This window comes from Corallococcus sp. CA049B (genome assembly GCF_003611685.1).
Taxonomy (GTDB): Bacteria; Myxococcota; Myxococcia; order Myxococcales; family Myxococcaceae; genus Corallococcus; species Corallococcus coralloides.
In genome coordinates this window covers 21,414-35,614 of the sequence record NZ_RAWC01000027.1, presented here as the reverse complement: position 1 = coordinate 35,614, position 14,201 = coordinate 21,414, and the positions used below count along the sequence as shown (strand labels likewise).

Genomic DNA, 14,201 nt, shown 5'->3' with positions numbered 1-14,201 from the left:
CGTTCCCTTAAGCCACTACCCTTTCGAGATTCGAGTTCGGAGCCGACGATGCCCGAGTTGATGTATCGCGAAGCGTTGAACCAGGCGCTCGCCGAAGAGATGGAGCGCGACGCCAATGTGTTCCTCATTGGCGAGGAAGTGGGCCGCTACAACGGCGCGTTCAAGGTGTCGCAGGGCCTGCTGGACAAGTTCGGGAGCGCGCGCATCATCGACGCGCCCATCAGCGAGCTGGGCTTCACGGGTCTCTCCGTGGGCGCGGCGGCGGTGGGCCTGCGTCCGGTGGTGGAGATGATGACCTGGAACTTCGCCATCCTGGCGATGGACCAGATCGTCAACAACGCGGCCAAGCTGCGCCACATGAGCGGCGGCCAGCTGCGCTGCCCCATCGTGTTCCGCGGCCCGGGCGGCGCGGGCGGCCGGCTCTCCAGCCAGCACAGCCAGGCGCTGGAGGCCAACTACGCGCACTTCCCCGGCCTGAAGGTGATCGCCCCGGCGACCCCGGCGGACGCCAAGGGCATGCTCAAGAGCGCCATCCGGGACGAGAACCCGGTGGTCATGTTCGAGGGCGAGCGCCTCTACGCCATCAAGGGCGAGGTCCCGGAGGGCGAGCACATCGTCCCGCTGGGCAAGGCGGACGTGAAGCGTGAGGGCACGGACGTCACGCTGATCACCTGGAGCCGGATGTACTACTTCTGCATGGAGGCCGCGGAGGCCCTGGCGAAGGAAGGCATCAGCGTGGAGGTGCTGGACCTTCGCACCCTGCGGCCCCTGGACGAGGAGGCCATCCTCGCGAGCGTGCGCAAGACGAACCGCGCGGTCATCTGCGAGGAGGGCTGGGCGCTGGCCGGTGTCGGCGCGTCCGTGGTGGACCTCATCCAGTCCCAGGCGTTCGACGACCTGGACGCGCCGGTCGTGCGCGTCACCGGGTTGGATGTGAACATGTCCTATGCGGCGAACCTGGAGAACGCGACCCAACCGGACGCGCCCAAGATCATCGCCGCCATCAAGAAGGTCCTGTACCGCGAGGGAGCCTGAACGCGTATGGCGACGCCCATCCAGATGCCCAGCCTCTCCCCGACGATGAAGGAGGGGAAGATCGTCAAATGGCTGAAGAAGGTGGGAGACAAGATCTCCTCCGGAGACGCCATCGCCGAGGTTGAGACGGACAAGTCCAACCTCGAGGTGGAAGCCTTCGACGACGGCTACCTCATTGAAATCGCCGTGCCCGAGGGCGAGGTCGCCACGGTGGGTTCGCCCATCGGCTTCCTCGGCGCCAAGGGTGAGAAGGCCACCGGTGGTGCGCCTTCGGCTCCGGTGCCCCAGAAGGCGGAGGCCCCCAAGGCCGCCGCTCCTGCTGCCCCGAAGCCTCCCGAGCAGGCCCCGGCTCCCGCCGCCAGCGGCGCGGGCGAGGGGATTGCCATCCTGATGCCCTCCCTCTCCCCGACGATGACGGAGGGGAAGATCGTCAAGTGGCTGAAGAAGGAGGGGGACAAGGTCTCCTCCGGGGACGCCATCGCCGAGGTGGAGACGGACAAGTCCAACCTCGAGGTGGAGGCGTACGACGACGGCACGCTCGCGCGCATCACCGTGCAGGCGGGCGACATGGCCAAGGTCGGAGCGCCCATCGCGTTCCTCACGCCCAAGGGCGCCAAGGCCGGGGCCTCCGCTCCGGCGGCCGCGCCCCAGGCTCCGGCGGCTCCCAAGGCCGCTGGCGCCGCGGCTCCGTCCGCGCCCGCCGGGGGACAGGTCGTTCCGCTGCGCCGCGAGCCCCAGGCTCCGGCCTCCGGCGCTGGCGGCCGGCTGCGCGCCAGCCCGCTGGCGAAGCGCATGGCCCAGGAGCGCGGGCTGGACATCAGCCAGGTGCGCGGCACGGGCCCGCTGGGCCGCGTGGTGAAGCGCGACGTGGAGCAGGCGCTGGGCCAGGGCCTGGCGAAGGCTCCCGCGCAGGCGCCGGCGGCGAAGAAGGCCGGGGCCCCGCCGGAGGTTCGCGCCTTCGGCACGCGTCCGGAGCCGCAGGCGGTGCCCATGTCCTCCATGCGCAAGGTCATTGGCCAGCGCATGTCGGAAGTGAAGCCCGGCGTGCCGCACTTCTACCTCACGGTGGAGGTGGAGATGGACGCCGCGGTGAAGATCCGCGAGGAGGCCAAGGCGCTGGACCTCAAGGTGTCCGTCAACGACATCATCGTGAAGGCGGCGGCCATCGCGCTGCGCCGCTCACCGAAGATGAACGTGTCGCTCCAGGGCGACCAGGTGCTGCACTACGGCACCGTGGACGTGGGCATCGCCGTCGCCATCGAGGATGGGCTCATCACCCCCATCATCCGCGACGCGGACCTCAAGGGCCTGCAGGCCATCTCCGCCGAGTCCCGCGACATGGCGGAGCGCGCCCGCAAGCGCGCCCTGAAGCCGGCCGAGTACAACGGCGGCTCGCTCACGGTGAGCAACCTGGGCATGTACGGCATCGACCAGTTCATCGCCGTCATCAACCCGCCCCAGTCCGCCATCATCGCGGTGGGCGCGGTGGCGGAGAAGGCCGTGGTGCGTGACGGCCAGCTGGCGGTGCGCAAGATGATGACGGTGACGCTGTCGGGTGACCACCGCGTCATCGACGGGGCCACCGGCGCGGAGTACCTCCGCGAGCTGAAGGGGCTCCTGGAGCACCCCTCGCGGCTGCTGTTCTAGCGGTCGAGCGGTCCGCCGGCTTCCGCCCCCGTGTGACACGCACGGGGGCGGGGCCTGGCCTGGACTACTCCCGCGTCGGCTCGTCCGACTCGACGTCCTTCTCCAGCTTGCGCTGGGCCTCCGTGACGTCCGCCTGTTCCGCGCGGCGCGTGCCCGTCTCCAGCTCCTCCTCGTGCTCCTGGCTGCGGCCCTGGATGCCGGGCCACGGCTCCGGACGCGTCGCTTCCACGTGCTTCACCGGCTTCACGTCCTCGTTCTTCTTGTTCGCCATGGTGCGTTACTCCTCCCCGAAGTCGGGGGCGTGGGTAGGACTTCCGTGGCGGTACGGTGGGATGCCCACGCTGGCGTGGCCACCCGGTGGGATGGAGGGGCAGAGCGCCTGCCTGCCTGACTCCCTTCGGACGGCGAAAAAAGGTCGGCAGGCGGCGCGGTTCGCTGCTTAACTTCTCACTCAATGAACGACGACATGACTCGCGAGCGCCTGGGACTTGGACTGCGGGAGGTGGAGCCGTCACCGGTTCCCCTGACTCCGGCGGTGTCCCTGGCGCACTCGCTGCAGCAGGCGCTGCGCGGCGCGGTGTATCCGCTCACCGCGGAGCAGTTGGTCTGGGTCGCGCGCGAGAACGAAGCGCCCTCCCACGTGGTGTCGCTGTTGGGCACGCTGCCGCGGGGCCGTTTCCCGTCGGTGGACACGGTGGCTCTCGCGCTCGGGGACGCCTCCACCTGAGGCCGTGTGCTGTACGTGACGTTCGCTTTCGGCCTGGGTACAAGGTACCCCCAGGCGCGCTGACGGACGTGCGCGTTATCCTCGGCGCGACCAGCCTGTCTTCCGGATGAGGAAGCCATGGTCTGGAGGAGCTCCATGAACGCCTCGGACCTGCCCGCCGTGCTGTACGTGGACGACGACGCCCTCAACCTGAGGGTGTTCGACGCCAACTTCGGGCAGCGGTTTCGCATCTTCCGGTGCTCGTCCCCCAACGAGGCCCTGGCGCTCTTGGAGCAGCGGCGCTCGGAGATTGGCGTGGTGCTGTCCGACCAGCGCATGCCGGGGATGACGGGCGTGGAGCTGTTGGAGCGCGCCCGCACCATCGCGCCGGACGCCCGGCGCATGCTGGTGACGGCGTACGCGGACATGCAGGCCGTCATCGACGCGGTGAACCGCGGCCAGGTGACGCGCTACTTCGTCAAGCCGTGGGACCGCGCGGAGCTGCTGGCGGCGCTGGAGGACGCGCTCAAGATTGCCCGGCTGGAGCTGCGCATCCGCGAAGTGGAAGGCCGGATGATGAAGTCCGAGCGTCTGGCCACGCTGGGGCAGGTGACGGCGGGCATCGCGCACGAGCTGATGGGCCCGGTGGGCTACCTCACGCAGAACGTGTCGTCGCTCCAGCGCGACATGGAGCGGGTGGTGCAGTACGTGTCGCGGCACCTGGCCACGGATCCGGACGCGGAGGTGTCCTCCACCATCGAGGACCTGCCTTCGCTCATCAAGGACCTGTCCGAGGGCGCCACCCACCTGCGCGGGGTGGCGCTGGGCCTGCGCGCTCAGGCGCGCGGCGAGGACATGGAGGCCACCGCGGAGGTGGCGGAGGTCGTCTCCTTCGCGGTGAAGCTGGCGCGAGCGGAGGTGCGCGACCGGGCGCGGCTCACCAGCAACGGCGAGCCCATCCGCATCGTCTTCGGCCCGGTGAAGCTGTGCCAGGTGCTGCTCAACCTCATCGTCAACGCGGCGCAGGCCATGGAGGGCACGGGCCGTCCGGGCCGCATCGACGTGCGGTGGGCGGCGCGCGACGAGGACGTGGTGCTGACCGTGTCGGACAACGGCTGCGGCATCCCCGTGGCGCTCCAGGAGAAGGTGTTCCAGCCGCTGTTCACCACGAAGCCCGTGGGCATCGGCACGGGGCTGGGCCTGTCCATCTGCCGCGAGCTGGTGATGCAGTTCGGCGGTCAGCTGCGCCTGGCGTCCACGCCGGGCGAGGGCACCGAAATCGAGCTCACCTTCAAGCGAGCCCCGCTCCCTTGAGCCCGAAGGCGTTGTGCAAGAGCCGCCACACCCGGTAGAGGGTGTCGCTCTCCTGTTCCCGCACGTCCCGCACCAGGAGTGCGCGCCGGGGCGCGGTTTCCGGGCCGTACTCCACCACCAGTGCGTATCCGCCCCTCGGAGGCTGGACGATGTGCACCGCGCGCACGTCGTCGAAGGGGAGCACCTCCGTGCGCGCCGCGCCCGGGGCCCACGCGAGCGTCTCCAGCCGCAGCGACTCCGTCTTGAAGTGCAGCACGAAGCGCCGCCGCCGCAGCCGCGCCTCCAACATCAGCGCGCCACCCACCAGGCCCCCCGCCAGCACGAGCAGGGTCGCGGCGCCCGGCGTCCGGGCCGTGTCCAGGACGAGCAGCAGGAAGCCCACCCCCGTGCACACGGCGGCCAGGACCACGAGGAGCGTGGGCAACAGCCGCAGCGTCCAGGCAGGGGGTAGGGATTCCCCCACCAGCCGGCCCCCGTCGTAGAAGAGCCGCACGTCGCCCAGCCGCGGTGGCACCCGGTTCTCCCGCAGCGCGTCTTCGAAGCTCACCGGGAGAGCATAGTGGGCGCGCCTGTTTCCCACCCTCGAAGTTGGACGAGAGCTGTGCGATCCTCCCAATTCATGGATCTCCCGTTCGAGACCGGTGAAGGTGAAGGGGAAGGGCGGGGGCCGCTCGCCTCGAAGGTGCTGCTGGTGGATGACGAGCCGGTGGTGCTCGACATCTGCGTGCGCCTGTTGGGGCGGGAGGCGGACCTCATCACCTCCCCCGTGGGCAGCGCGGAGGAGGCGCTCGTCCTCTTGAAGGACCAGCGCTTCGACGTGCTGGTGACGGACAAGAACCTGCCCGGCATGGGCGGGGTGGAGCTCATCGCGGAAGCGCGGCGGATGCAGCCCGCGCTGGAGGCGGTGATGATCACCGCCTACGCCAGCTCCGAGTCCGTCATCGCCGCGTTCGCCGCCGGTGCCAGCGACTACATCGTGAAGCCCTTCGATGACCTGCGCGTGCTGCGCGCCAAGGTGCGCGCCGCGCTGGAGCGCCGCTCGGAGCGGGTGCGCACGCGCGACGGCGCCCGGGAGATGGCCCGGCAGGCCGCCGCGCTGCTGGACGCGGGGCGGGATGCTCCGGAGCCCGCGCACGAGGCGCTGGAGACGGAGCTGCGCAACTACGAGCAGGCGGTGCGCCTGGGCCACGGCGGCAACGTCGCGGTGGTGGGCAGCGCCGAGGCCGTGAAGGTGCTGCGCGACGCGGCCTTCGAGGTGGTGGAGCTGCCGCCGTACTCGCCCCAGCTGGAGAGCGCGGACGTGGTGGTGGTGGAGACCGGCGACCCCCAGTGGCACACGCTGGCGGAGCGGCTCCAGGGCCGCTCCCCGGACGTGGTGCTCCTGGCCGGCGCGGACGCAGACCTGAGCGACCTCTTGGAGGCCATCACCCTGCGCATGGACCTGGTGGGCTACGGCCAGTCCAACGCCGTCCGCGTCCTGCCGGAGAAGGTGCGAATGCTGCTGATGCGCCGGGGCATCCAGCGCGCCCAGCAGCGGCTCACCGCCGCGCTGGACGCCTTCCGCCAGAGCATCGCGACCCCGAACTGAGCCGAATCCTCCGGGCCGCGTCCAGAAGCCTGGGCGCGGCACCGCCGGAGCTCTATCCGAGAGGGCAGGGCAGAGCGCCTTGGCCCGCAAAGCGAAACGCCCACCTTCGTTTCCGAAGGTGGGCGTCTCTGAGTGACCCTGCCGGGATTCGAACCCGAGTTTGAGCCGTGAGAGGGCTCCGTCCTAACCACTAGACGACAGGGCCAGCTGCTTCCCTACAACCGCTTCGTTTCTGCTGCTGCTTCCTACATTCTCCGTTTTGCTTCGTCAACCGGAGATTTTCAGCTGGGGAACTAGGATTCGAACCTAGATAAGCAGAGTCAGAGTCTGCTGTCCTGCCGTTAGACGATTCCCCAAGGCGCTGCGTGCTGCGGGCTGCGTTGTTGCGGGCGCTTCTACTACCGACTTCTGCTGCTGACTTCAACTACTTCGTTTTCCTGACCGGCTTGCCTTCGTTCTTCTTCGCCGGCTTCGCCGCCCCCTGCAGCGGGACGACGTAGATGCGAACCTCTTCGTTCGCTTCGTAAATATTCAGCCCCTCGAAGTTCTTCCCGGAGGGGTTGGAGATGTGCACGGCCTTGACGCCCGGCTGGTTGACGATCGACCGCCTCGGGTAGCTCGAGGTCGGGTAGACGTTCTTGTAGTAGTCGAGCGTCGCTTCGAAGTCTCGCGAAGCCCGGTACCTGTTCTCGCCCACCTTCTGGGCACCATCCGGAATCTGTGCGCCGTTCACCAGCTCGGCGCCGGAAGCCGTTGCCCAGAGGGCCAGCAGCACCGCCCCGAGCGGGCGCGCCTTATAGAAATGCGGTCTCAGGCTGTCAAGCGGTCGCGTCATCGCCGGCCAAGATAGGGCCCGGCGATGCTCGCGTCCACCGTCAATCTCACGTCCCGCGAGCGAGCGCCGCGTCGATGCGCTTGAGGGCCTCGTCGCGCCCCACGAGCAGCAGCGTCTCCCCGATGCCGGGGCTGGTGGTGTTGCCGGTGATGGCCACGCGCAGGGGCTGGGCCACCTTGCCCATGCCCACCTGAGCCGCCTCGCTCACCGTCTTCACCACGCCGTCCAGCGGCTCCACCGTCCAGGCGGGCAGGGCGGCCAGCTTCTCCCGGGCCTGGCGCAGCAGGTGGAGCGAGTCCCCGCTCAGGTGCTTGGCGGCGGCCTTCTCATCCAGGGTGACGCCGCTCTTGAAGTAGATGGACGCGGTGTTCGCCATCTCCTCCAGGGTGCGCGAGCGCTCGCGCAGCGCGAGCACCAGCGGCTCCAGGCGAGAATCGCCCTTCGCCTGGAAGCCGCGGGCCTCCAGGAAGGGGACCAGCCGCTCCGCGACCACGGCCGGGGGCAGCAGCTTGAACCACTGCTGGTTGAGCCACTGGAGCTTCTCCGGGTTCCACACGCCGGAGGTGCTGCCCACGCCGTCGAAGTCGAACCACTCCACCATCTGCTCGCGGCTGATGACCTCGTCGTTGCCGTGGCTCCAGCCCAGGCGGGTGACGAAGTTGAGCAGGGCCTCCGGCATGATGCCCGTGCGCTTGTGCAGCATCACGTCCGCTTCCGGATGCTTGCGCTTGGAGAGCTTCTCGCGGTCCGGCCCCAGGATGAGCGGCAGGTGCGCGAACTCCGGCGGGGTCCACCCCAGCGCCTGGTAGAGCATCAGCTGCGGGAAGGTGGAGTTGATGTGCTCCTGGCCGCGCGACACCAGGGTGATGTCCATCAGGTGGTCGTCGATGACGCAGCCGTAGTTGTAGAGCGGGATGCCGTCCGCCCGCATCATCACCCAGTCATCCAGGTCCGAGTGCGGCTTGGTGATGGTGCCCAGCACCTTGTCGTTGAACGACACGGTGCCCTCGCCGGAGGGCATGCGGAAGCGGATGACGGCGTCCCCCAGCTGCTTGCCGGGGGGCGGGGCCTTCAGGTCGTGGCAGGTGCCCTCGTACTTGTAGGAGCCCTGGCCCTTCTCCTTCTCCACGGCCTCGCGGCGCTGGGCGATCTCCTCGCGGGTGCAGTAGCACCGGAAGGCCTTGCCCTGCGCGATGAGCTGGTCGGCGTGCGCGCGGTACGTGTCCAGGCGCTGGGTCTGGAAGTAGGGACCGTACTTCGGGTCCTCCTTGCCGGGGCCCTCATCCCAGTCCAGGCCCAGCCAGTTGAGGCCATCCAGGATGGCCTGGACGGACTCGGGCGTGGAGCGCTCCTGGTCCGTATCTTCCATGCGCAGGATGAAGGTTCCGCCGTAGCGCTTCGCGTAGAGGTAGTTGAAGAGCGCGGTACGGGCGCCTCCGATGTGGAGGTATCCAGTAGGTGACGGAGCGAAGCGGACGCGGGGTTTTGACGGAGCCATGGGCAGGCGCGCGATAGCAGGACGGGTGCACGAGGGTCAACGCAAGCCGCCCGCTTGGGGTTAGGCTGCGCGGCCAAGGAGACTATCCATGTCGATTCGACACGCGGTTCGCACGGTGGTGCTGGCCACCCTGCTCGGAGGGCTGCCGGTGGGGGCCACCACGATGCTGCGGACGGACCTGCCGCAGATGGCGCAGACGTCCGACGCGGTGGTGCAGGGTGTCGTCCGGCGCGTGCAGAGCCGCTGGAGCGGGGACAAGCGCCGCATCGTCACCGACGTGGAGATTCAAGTGACGGAGGCCCTCAAGGGGCAGCCCGGCGGCACGGTGATCGTCACCCAGCCGGGAGGCCGGGTGGGGGACATTGGCCAGGTGGTGGGTGGCCTGGCGTCCTTCTCCGAGGGCGAGGAGGTCGTCGTCTTCCTGGAGAAGCGCGGCGCGGCCGCGTTCCAGCTGTCCGGCATGGCGCAGGGCAAGTACCAGGTGAAGCGCACCGGCCCGGGCGCGATGGCGGTGCCGGCGTCCACCGGGGACGCGGTGCTGATTGATCCGAAGACGCGCCAGGAGACAGCCTCCAACGCGAAGCCGGTGACGCTGGAGGAGCTGAAGGCCTCCGTGCGCGCGGCGGTCCAGGCGCAGCAGGCGGCGCCCTCGAAGAAGGGGGCGAAGTGATGGGCGCGCTCGCGTCGTGGGTGGTGCTGGCGGCGGTGATGGGGCAGAGCTCCGCGCCGTACGTGCGCAGCCGCGTGTCCCCCGGGGATGAGGCCACGCAGTGCCTGTACTGGACGCAGTCCAAGGTCACCTGGCAGCAGAGCACCGTGGGCAACCCGAAGGCGACGAACCACACGGAGTTCGACGCCATCACCCGCTCGTTCCAGAGCTGGCAGGACATCTTCGCCAGCTGCGGCAACCTGACGCTGGCCGAGGGCTCGCGCGTGAACTCCCGGACGGTGGGCTACAACCGCTCCGGCGACAACATCAACCTCATCCTCTTCCGGGGCCGCTCCTGTCGCGAGGTCGTGGACGCCAAGGACGCCTGCTTCACCCAGGACACGTGCGCGAACACGTACGACTGCTGGGATGACAGCGACGGCACCATCGCCATCACGCTCACCACGTACGACGAGCGCACGGGCGTCGTCTACGACTCGGACATCTCCTTCAACGCCGCGCGCTTCAACTTCACCACCGGCAACGGCGGCCCGTGCGGCATCGTGGCCACGCCGGACTGCGTGGACACGGACGTGCAGAACACGGCCACCCATGAGGTGGGCCACTTCGTGGGCCTGGACCACACGCTGGCGACGGGCTCCACGATGAACCCCAGCGCCCCTCCGGGCGAGACGTCCAAGCGCGACATCGACCCTGGTTCGCGCAGCTTCGTGTGCGCCGCGTACCCCAAGGGCAGCGCGAGCCAGCCCTGCTTCCCGGTGCCGGGCGGCGGGAACGGCGACGGGGACGGTGACGGGGAGGGTGACGACGGCTGCACCGCGGCGACCGGCGGACTGGCGGTGCTGCCGCTCCTGGCCGCGGCCTCGCTGCTGGCGCGCCGCCGGCGGGGTGGACGGTGAGCCATCGCCTGCTGCTCCTGGGAGTGCTGATGTGCGCGGGAGCGGCGGGCGCGCAGCAGGACTTCAAGCGCACGCTCGTGCCGGGCCGGCCGCTGTGTCTGGTCTGGCCGGGGCGTGACTACGTCTACCACCTGGACGCGGCCGGAAGCACGCGCACGCCCGGGGACACGGAGGTCGCCGCCATCGAGGCGGCCTTCGACGCGTGGCGGGCGCTGTCCTCGACGTGCAGCGACTTCCGCTTCATCCGGGGCGAGGACTGGTCGCGCTCCGTCGACGTCGGCTACGACGAGGAGCACCCCTTCGACAACTACAACGTCGTCACCTTCCGCGAGCGCAACTGCCAGGACGTCGCCCCGCCGGACGACGAGTGCTGGGAGAAGGAGACGTGCGGCAACATCTACCAGTGCTGGGCGCACGGGGGCGCGACCATCGGGCTCACCACGTCGTCGTTCAGCTTCAAGGACGGGCGCGTGGTGGACTCGGACATCGAGCTCAACGCGGCGGAGACGGAGTATGGCCCCAGCTTCCTCTTCACCACCGTGAACGGGCCGCCGTGCTCGGGCCCCCCGTCCACCGGCTGCGTCGCCACGGATGTGCAGAACACGATGACGCATGAGATTGGCCACGTCGTCGGGCTGGACCACGTCTTCTCCGCGGGCTCGACCATGGAGGCCACCGCCTCCCAGGGCGAGACATCCAAGCGTGTCATCGACGCGGGCTCCGCGGCCGGCTTCTGCTCGGCGTATCCGCGCGGCCTGCCGCCCACGCAGTGCCGGATTCCGGAGGACCCGGGCCTGAAGCTCGTGGCGGACGGGAAGGGCACCGGCTGCGGCGCTTCCGCGGGAGGGCCGGGCCTGGCCGCCGTGCTGCTCTGGAGCGTGGCGCTGATGTGCGGGGGCAGGCGGTCAACGGCCCCCCGGGCCGGTCTCCCTGGCGCTGCCACGGGCGGACCGCGCGGTTAGACTCTGACCGTGGCCGTCGCCTTCTTCGACCTGGACAGGACGCTGCTCGCCGCCAACTCCGCGTCGCTCTGGGTGCGCCGCGAGCTGGCGCTGGGCCACATCTCCCGCTGGGAAGCCCTGCGCGCCAGCATGCTGCTCGCCCGTTATCACCTGGGCTTCGTGGCCATGCAGGACGTGCTCCTGCGCGCCACGGCGCTGCTCACGGGCTCCGACGCGAAGGCCCTGGAGGCGCGCTCCGCGGACTTCTACGCGGAGGCCGTGCGCGGGCAGTACCGGCCCGGAGCCCTGGTCGCGCTGGAGGCCCACCGCGAGGCCGGAGACCGGCTGGTGCTCTTGACGTCCTCCTCGGGCTACCTGTCCGACCTGGTGGCGCGCGAGCTGCGCCTGGACGGCGTGCTGTGCAACCGCTTCGAGGTCGACGCGGCGGGGCTGCACACCGGGCGCCCGCTGGGGGCCGTGTGTTTCGGCGAGGGCAAGCGCTTCTACGCGGAGGCCACCGCGAAGCAGGCGGGGGTGCCGCTGTCCGCGTGCGCCTTCTACACGGACTCGTACTCGGACCTGCCGGTGCTGGAGGTGGTGGGGCGCCCGGTGGTGGTGAACCCGGACCACCGGCTGCGCCGCGCGGCCCGGCGGCGGGGCTGGCCGGTGGTGGACTGGGGTGTGCCTCCTGGAGGCGCCACCCCGTCCGTCCCTCCGTCGCCGCCGCTCGTGCCCTCCACCGGCCCTTGATGAGAAGGGGGCCGCGGTGGAGGTGCGCCGCGCTTTTTCAGCGGCGCGGGGAGACGAGCCGCATGGTGAACGTGTAGTCCACGTTCGCCGGGCGGCCCTGGTACTGGATGGGCTTGTAGACGCGCGACTGGAGCGAGTCGAGCACCGCCTTGTCCATGTGCTGCACCATCTTCAGGATGCGGCAGTTCTCCACGCGCCCCTTGTTGGTGATGGTGCAGCGGACCGCCACGAGCCCCTCCGCCTTGGTGGCGAGCGCCTCGCGCGTGTAGGCGATGTCCCGGCCCTCTTCGATCAGCGTCGGCCGCTCCATGGCGTCGTTGAAGGGGATGACGGCGTTCGGGTTGACGGGCGCGAGCGCGCCAGTCGTGAGCGACGGCACCGCCAGGCTGCCCGCCGCGCTGACCGGCGCCGCGGCGGAGGCGCCCACCGCGCCCATCGCCTTGTCCGTCGTCGTGGCGGGGACCGCCGCGGGGGTGGCCGGGTTCGCGGCCTGCATCATCACCGGCGCCGCGAGTCCGCCCGGCGTCACCGGGGCCACGTTCTCGAAGTCCTCGGGGGTGGAGGCGGTGGCCAGGTCCACGCGGCTCGGGCGCTCACCGCCGCCCCGGCGCCGGGTCAGCTTCTGTGACAGCACCACCTCACCGGAGCCGCCGGTGATGATGGTCTCCGTCTGGTAGCCCTCGAGCGCGAAGGTCAGCTCCGCGGTGATGCTGCCATCGCTGCCCAGGGGCAGCTCCATCACGAAGGGCGTCACGCCCTTCTCCTTGCCCTTGTAATAGACGCGCGCGCCGGACGGCTGGCTCATCAGCCGGAAGCGCACCTTGCCCGCCGCGGGCGCCGCCGTGGGGGCTTCCGCCACCGGGGCCTGCGCGGTGGGGGCCGTGGCCTGGGCCGCCGGCTGCGCGGGCTTCTCCTCCGGGCTGCCGCCGCGCAGGAAGAACAGCGTGATGCCCACCAGGCCCGCGACCATCACGCCGCCCAGCGCGCCCATCATGAGCGTGCGCTGGCGGGCGCGCTGCACGTCCGCGGGCACCTCCACGCTGATGTCCACCGCGAGCCCGCCATCCGCGGGCTCCGCGTTGCCCACGTTGGCGAACAGCGGGGACGCGTAGGGGCCCGTCGTCGGCGGCGAGGGGTAGGGGCCCGTCGTCGAGGCGCCGCCCAGCCGGCGGAACACGCCGCTGTTGCCGCCCGCGGCCATGTGCGCCTCGCGCAGGCCCTCCAGCAACTCGTCCATCGTCTGGAAGCGCCGCGCCGGGTCCTTCTCCAGACAGCGGCGCACCACCATCTCGATTTCCGGCGGCACCGCGAGATCCGGGCGCACGGACTGGAAGGTGGGGGGCGGCTCCTTGTAGTGGGCGAAGATGAGCTCGATGTGGTCGCGCGCGATGAAGGGCGGCCGGCCCATCAGCATCTGGAACAGCATGATGCCCAGCGAGTACACGTCGCTGCGCGCGTCCGCCACGTTGCGCGCCTGCTCCGGCGCCATGTACTGCGGCGAGCCCAGGAACGTGCCGTTCTGGGTGATTTCGGGGCTGACGGGCCCCTCCTGCTGCGGCGCCACGGACTTCACGAGGCCGAAGTCCAGGACCTTCACCAGGTCCTGATCCGCCTCATTGAGGATCATGATGTTCGCGGGCTTCAGGTCGCGGTGGACGACGCCCAGCGCGTGCGCCTCGCGCAGCGAGCGGCACACCTGCTGCGCCACCGACACCGCGCGCGCCCAGGGCAGCGGGCCCGCCTGGCCCAGCACCTGCTGGAGCGTGCGACCCTCCAGGTACTCCATCGCGATGTAGTAGATGCCGTCGTCCGTCTGCCCGTAGTCGATGACGGTGACGGTGTTCGGGTGCCGCAGCTTCGACGTCAGTGACGCCTCGCGCAGGAAGCGCTTCTGGAAGCCGGGGTCTCGGCTGCTCGGGAAGTTGGGGTTGAGCACCTTGAGTGCGACCACCCGCTCCAGCGGCGCTTGGAGGGCGCGGTATACCTTGCCCATTCCACCCACGCCCAGGGGTTCCAGAATGCTGAAACGGCCGTTCAACGTCCGGCCGATGAGCGGATCCGTTCCCGGGGCCTCAGGGCTCGGGGAATCGCTCTTGATCATTCGTGTCCCCTAGAAGCTGCGTGCAACATGGTTTCTCCGGCAAAAGCAGCAGCTCCGTATCCAAGCACAACTCGCCGGTGCGGCGCACGCCAAGGGGGTCCGGAATCCACCACGTCGGGGCAAGCGCGACCCCGGTCGCAGGGGGGGATGTGAGTCGCGACCTTCGGGTAAGCCCGCATTGCTTTGGGCACCGCTCCCGGATTACGGTTTTTCTTCC

General features: G+C 70.0%; 14 protein-coding genes and 2 tRNA genes. 9 read left to right on the top strand and 7 right to left on the bottom strand.

Going from position 1 to position 14,201, the window contains the following annotated elements; translation table 11 throughout:
• Window positions 1-48: 48 nt before the first annotated feature.
• Both D7W82_RS09125 and D7W82_RS09120 read left to right on the top strand, forming a co-directional pair.
• Window positions 49-1,035: a pyruvate dehydrogenase complex E1 component subunit beta gene (locus D7W82_RS09125; protein WP_014398167.1), complete on the top strand. Its 987-nt coding sequence runs from the start codon at window positions 49-51 to the stop codon at window positions 1,033-1,035.
• A 6-nt stretch (window positions 1,036-1,041) separates the two neighbouring features.
• Window positions 1,042-2,682 carry a pyruvate dehydrogenase complex dihydrolipoamide acetyltransferase gene (locus D7W82_RS09120; RefSeq protein WP_120617959.1) on the top strand — a complete coding sequence of 547 codons (1,641 nt, stop codon included), beginning with the start codon at window positions 1,042-1,044 and terminating at the stop codon, window positions 2,680-2,682.
• A 64-nt stretch (window positions 2,683-2,746) separates the two neighbouring features.
• On the opposite strand, the gene D7W82_RS09115 is transcribed toward D7W82_RS09120, so the two are convergent.
• Window positions 2,747-2,953 carry a hypothetical protein gene (locus D7W82_RS09115; protein ID WP_120617958.1) on the bottom strand — a complete coding sequence of 69 codons (207 nt, stop codon included), beginning with the start codon at window positions 2,951-2,953 and terminating at the stop codon, window positions 2,747-2,749.
• 195 nt (window positions 2,954-3,148) lie between these two features.
• On the opposite strand from D7W82_RS09115, the gene D7W82_RS09110 reads away from it, so the two are divergent.
• Window positions 3,149-3,409: a DUF2795 domain-containing protein gene (locus D7W82_RS09110; RefSeq protein ID WP_233587392.1), complete on the top strand. Its 261-nt coding sequence runs from the start codon at window positions 3,149-3,151 to the stop codon at window positions 3,407-3,409.
• A 135-nt stretch (window positions 3,410-3,544) separates the two neighbouring features.
• Window positions 3,545-4,702, top strand: a complete 1,158-nt coding sequence (locus tag D7W82_RS09105) for a sensor histidine kinase (protein ID WP_120617956.1) — start codon at window positions 3,545-3,547, stop codon at window positions 4,700-4,702.
• Here D7W82_RS09105 and D7W82_RS09100 read toward each other — a convergent pair.
• Window positions 4,680-5,249 carry a hypothetical protein gene (locus D7W82_RS09100; protein WP_233587391.1) on the bottom strand — a complete coding sequence of 190 codons (570 nt, stop codon included), beginning with the start codon at window positions 5,247-5,249 and terminating at the stop codon, window positions 4,680-4,682. The two genes, D7W82_RS09105 and D7W82_RS09100, sit on opposite strands and share 23 nt — an antisense overlap.
• A gap of 72 nt (window positions 5,250-5,321) precedes the next feature.
• On the opposite strand from D7W82_RS09100, the gene D7W82_RS09095 reads away from it, so the two are divergent.
• Window positions 5,322-6,290 (top strand): response regulator, encoded by a 969-nt coding sequence (locus D7W82_RS09095; protein ID WP_171423492.1) that lies wholly within the window; start codon window positions 5,322-5,324, stop codon window positions 6,288-6,290.
• A gap of 133 nt (window positions 6,291-6,423) precedes the next feature.
• On the opposite strand, the gene D7W82_RS09090 is transcribed toward D7W82_RS09095, so the two are convergent.
• The 4 genes from D7W82_RS09090 to gltX form a co-directional block, all read right to left on the bottom strand.
• Window positions 6,424-6,495 (bottom strand) — tRNA-Glu (locus tag D7W82_RS09090).
• Window positions 6,496-6,575: 80 nt separating this feature from the next.
• Window positions 6,576-6,646: transfer RNA gene (locus D7W82_RS09085), tRNA-Gln, on the bottom strand.
• Window positions 6,647-6,714: 68 nt separating this feature from the next.
• Window positions 6,715-7,125, bottom strand: a complete 411-nt coding sequence (locus D7W82_RS09080) for a hypothetical protein (protein ID WP_014398160.1) — start codon at window positions 7,123-7,125, stop codon at window positions 6,715-6,717.
• A gap of 46 nt (window positions 7,126-7,171) precedes the next feature.
• Window positions 7,172-8,623, bottom strand: coding sequence for a glutamate--tRNA ligase (gene gltX / locus D7W82_RS09075; RefSeq protein ID WP_120617953.1), 1,452 nt, complete (start codon window positions 8,621-8,623; stop codon window positions 7,172-7,174).
• An 88-nt stretch (window positions 8,624-8,711) separates the two neighbouring features.
• On the opposite strand from gltX, the gene D7W82_RS09070 reads away from it, so the two are divergent.
• From D7W82_RS09070 to D7W82_RS09055, 4 genes are read left to right on the top strand one after another with little or no spacing between them, the layout of a single operon-like run.
• Window positions 8,712-9,293 (top strand): hypothetical protein, encoded by a 582-nt coding sequence (locus tag D7W82_RS09070; RefSeq protein WP_120617952.1) that lies wholly within the window; start codon window positions 8,712-8,714, stop codon window positions 9,291-9,293.
• Entirely contained in the window at window positions 9,293-10,192 is a 900-nt protein-coding gene (locus D7W82_RS09065; RefSeq protein ID WP_120617951.1) for a myxosortase-dependent metalloprotease, MXAN_2677/MXAN_2678 family, read from the top strand. The genes D7W82_RS09070 and D7W82_RS09065 overlap by 1 nt, the downstream gene beginning before the upstream one ends.
• A complete protein-coding gene (locus tag D7W82_RS09060; RefSeq protein WP_120617950.1) occupies window positions 10,189-11,154 on the top strand; it encodes a myxosortase-dependent metalloprotease, MXAN_2677/MXAN_2678 family in 966 nt (321 codons plus the stop codon). The genes D7W82_RS09065 and D7W82_RS09060 overlap by 4 nt, the downstream gene beginning before the upstream one ends.
• A gap of 9 nt (window positions 11,155-11,163) precedes the next feature.
• Window positions 11,164-11,883 (top strand): HAD family phosphatase, encoded by a 720-nt coding sequence (locus tag D7W82_RS09055; RefSeq protein ID WP_120617949.1) that lies wholly within the window; start codon window positions 11,164-11,166, stop codon window positions 11,881-11,883.
• Between the two features lie 37 nt (window positions 11,884-11,920).
• On the opposite strand, the gene D7W82_RS09050 is transcribed toward D7W82_RS09055, so the two are convergent.
• On the bottom strand, window positions 11,921-13,984 hold the full coding sequence (locus D7W82_RS09050; protein WP_120617948.1) for a TonB family protein: 2,064 nt from the start codon (window positions 13,982-13,984) through the stop codon (window positions 11,921-11,923).
• Between the last annotated feature and the right edge of the window lie 217 nt (window positions 13,985-14,201).

Bases quoted from the DNA above. Each gene is read 5' to 3' on its own strand.
- D7W82_RS09065 (WP_120617951.1), top strand. From the start codon at position 9,293: ATGGGCGCGCTCGCGTCGTGGGTGGTGCTGGCGGCGGTGATGGGGCAG.
- D7W82_RS09125 (WP_014398167.1), top strand. From the start codon at position 49: ATGCCCGAGTTGATGTATCGCGAAGCGTTGAACCAGGCGCTCGCCGAA.
- D7W82_RS09050 (WP_120617948.1), bottom strand. From the start codon at position 13,984: ATGATCAAGAGCGATTCCCCGAGCCCTGAGGCCCCGGGAACGGATCCG.
- D7W82_RS09095 (WP_171423492.1), top strand. From the start codon at position 5,322: ATGGATCTCCCGTTCGAGACCGGTGAAGGTGAAGGGGAAGGGCGGGGG.
- D7W82_RS09110 (WP_233587392.1), top strand. From the start codon at position 3,149: ATGACTCGCGAGCGCCTGGGACTTGGACTGCGGGAGGTGGAGCCGTCA.
- gltX (WP_120617953.1), bottom strand. From the start codon at position 8,623: ATGGCTCCGTCAAAACCCCGCGTCCGCTTCGCTCCGTCACCTACTGGA.
- D7W82_RS09115 (WP_120617958.1), bottom strand. From the start codon at position 2,953: ATGGCGAACAAGAAGAACGAGGACGTGAAGCCGGTGAAGCACGTGGAA.
- D7W82_RS09070 (WP_120617952.1), top strand. From the start codon at position 8,712: ATGTCGATTCGACACGCGGTTCGCACGGTGGTGCTGGCCACCCTGCTC.
- D7W82_RS09105 (WP_120617956.1), top strand. From the start codon at position 3,545: ATGAACGCCTCGGACCTGCCCGCCGTGCTGTACGTGGACGACGACGCC.
- D7W82_RS09080 (WP_014398160.1), bottom strand. From the start codon at position 7,125: ATGACGCGACCGCTTGACAGCCTGAGACCGCATTTCTATAAGGCGCGC.
- D7W82_RS09120 (WP_120617959.1), top strand. From the start codon at position 1,042: ATGGCGACGCCCATCCAGATGCCCAGCCTCTCCCCGACGATGAAGGAG.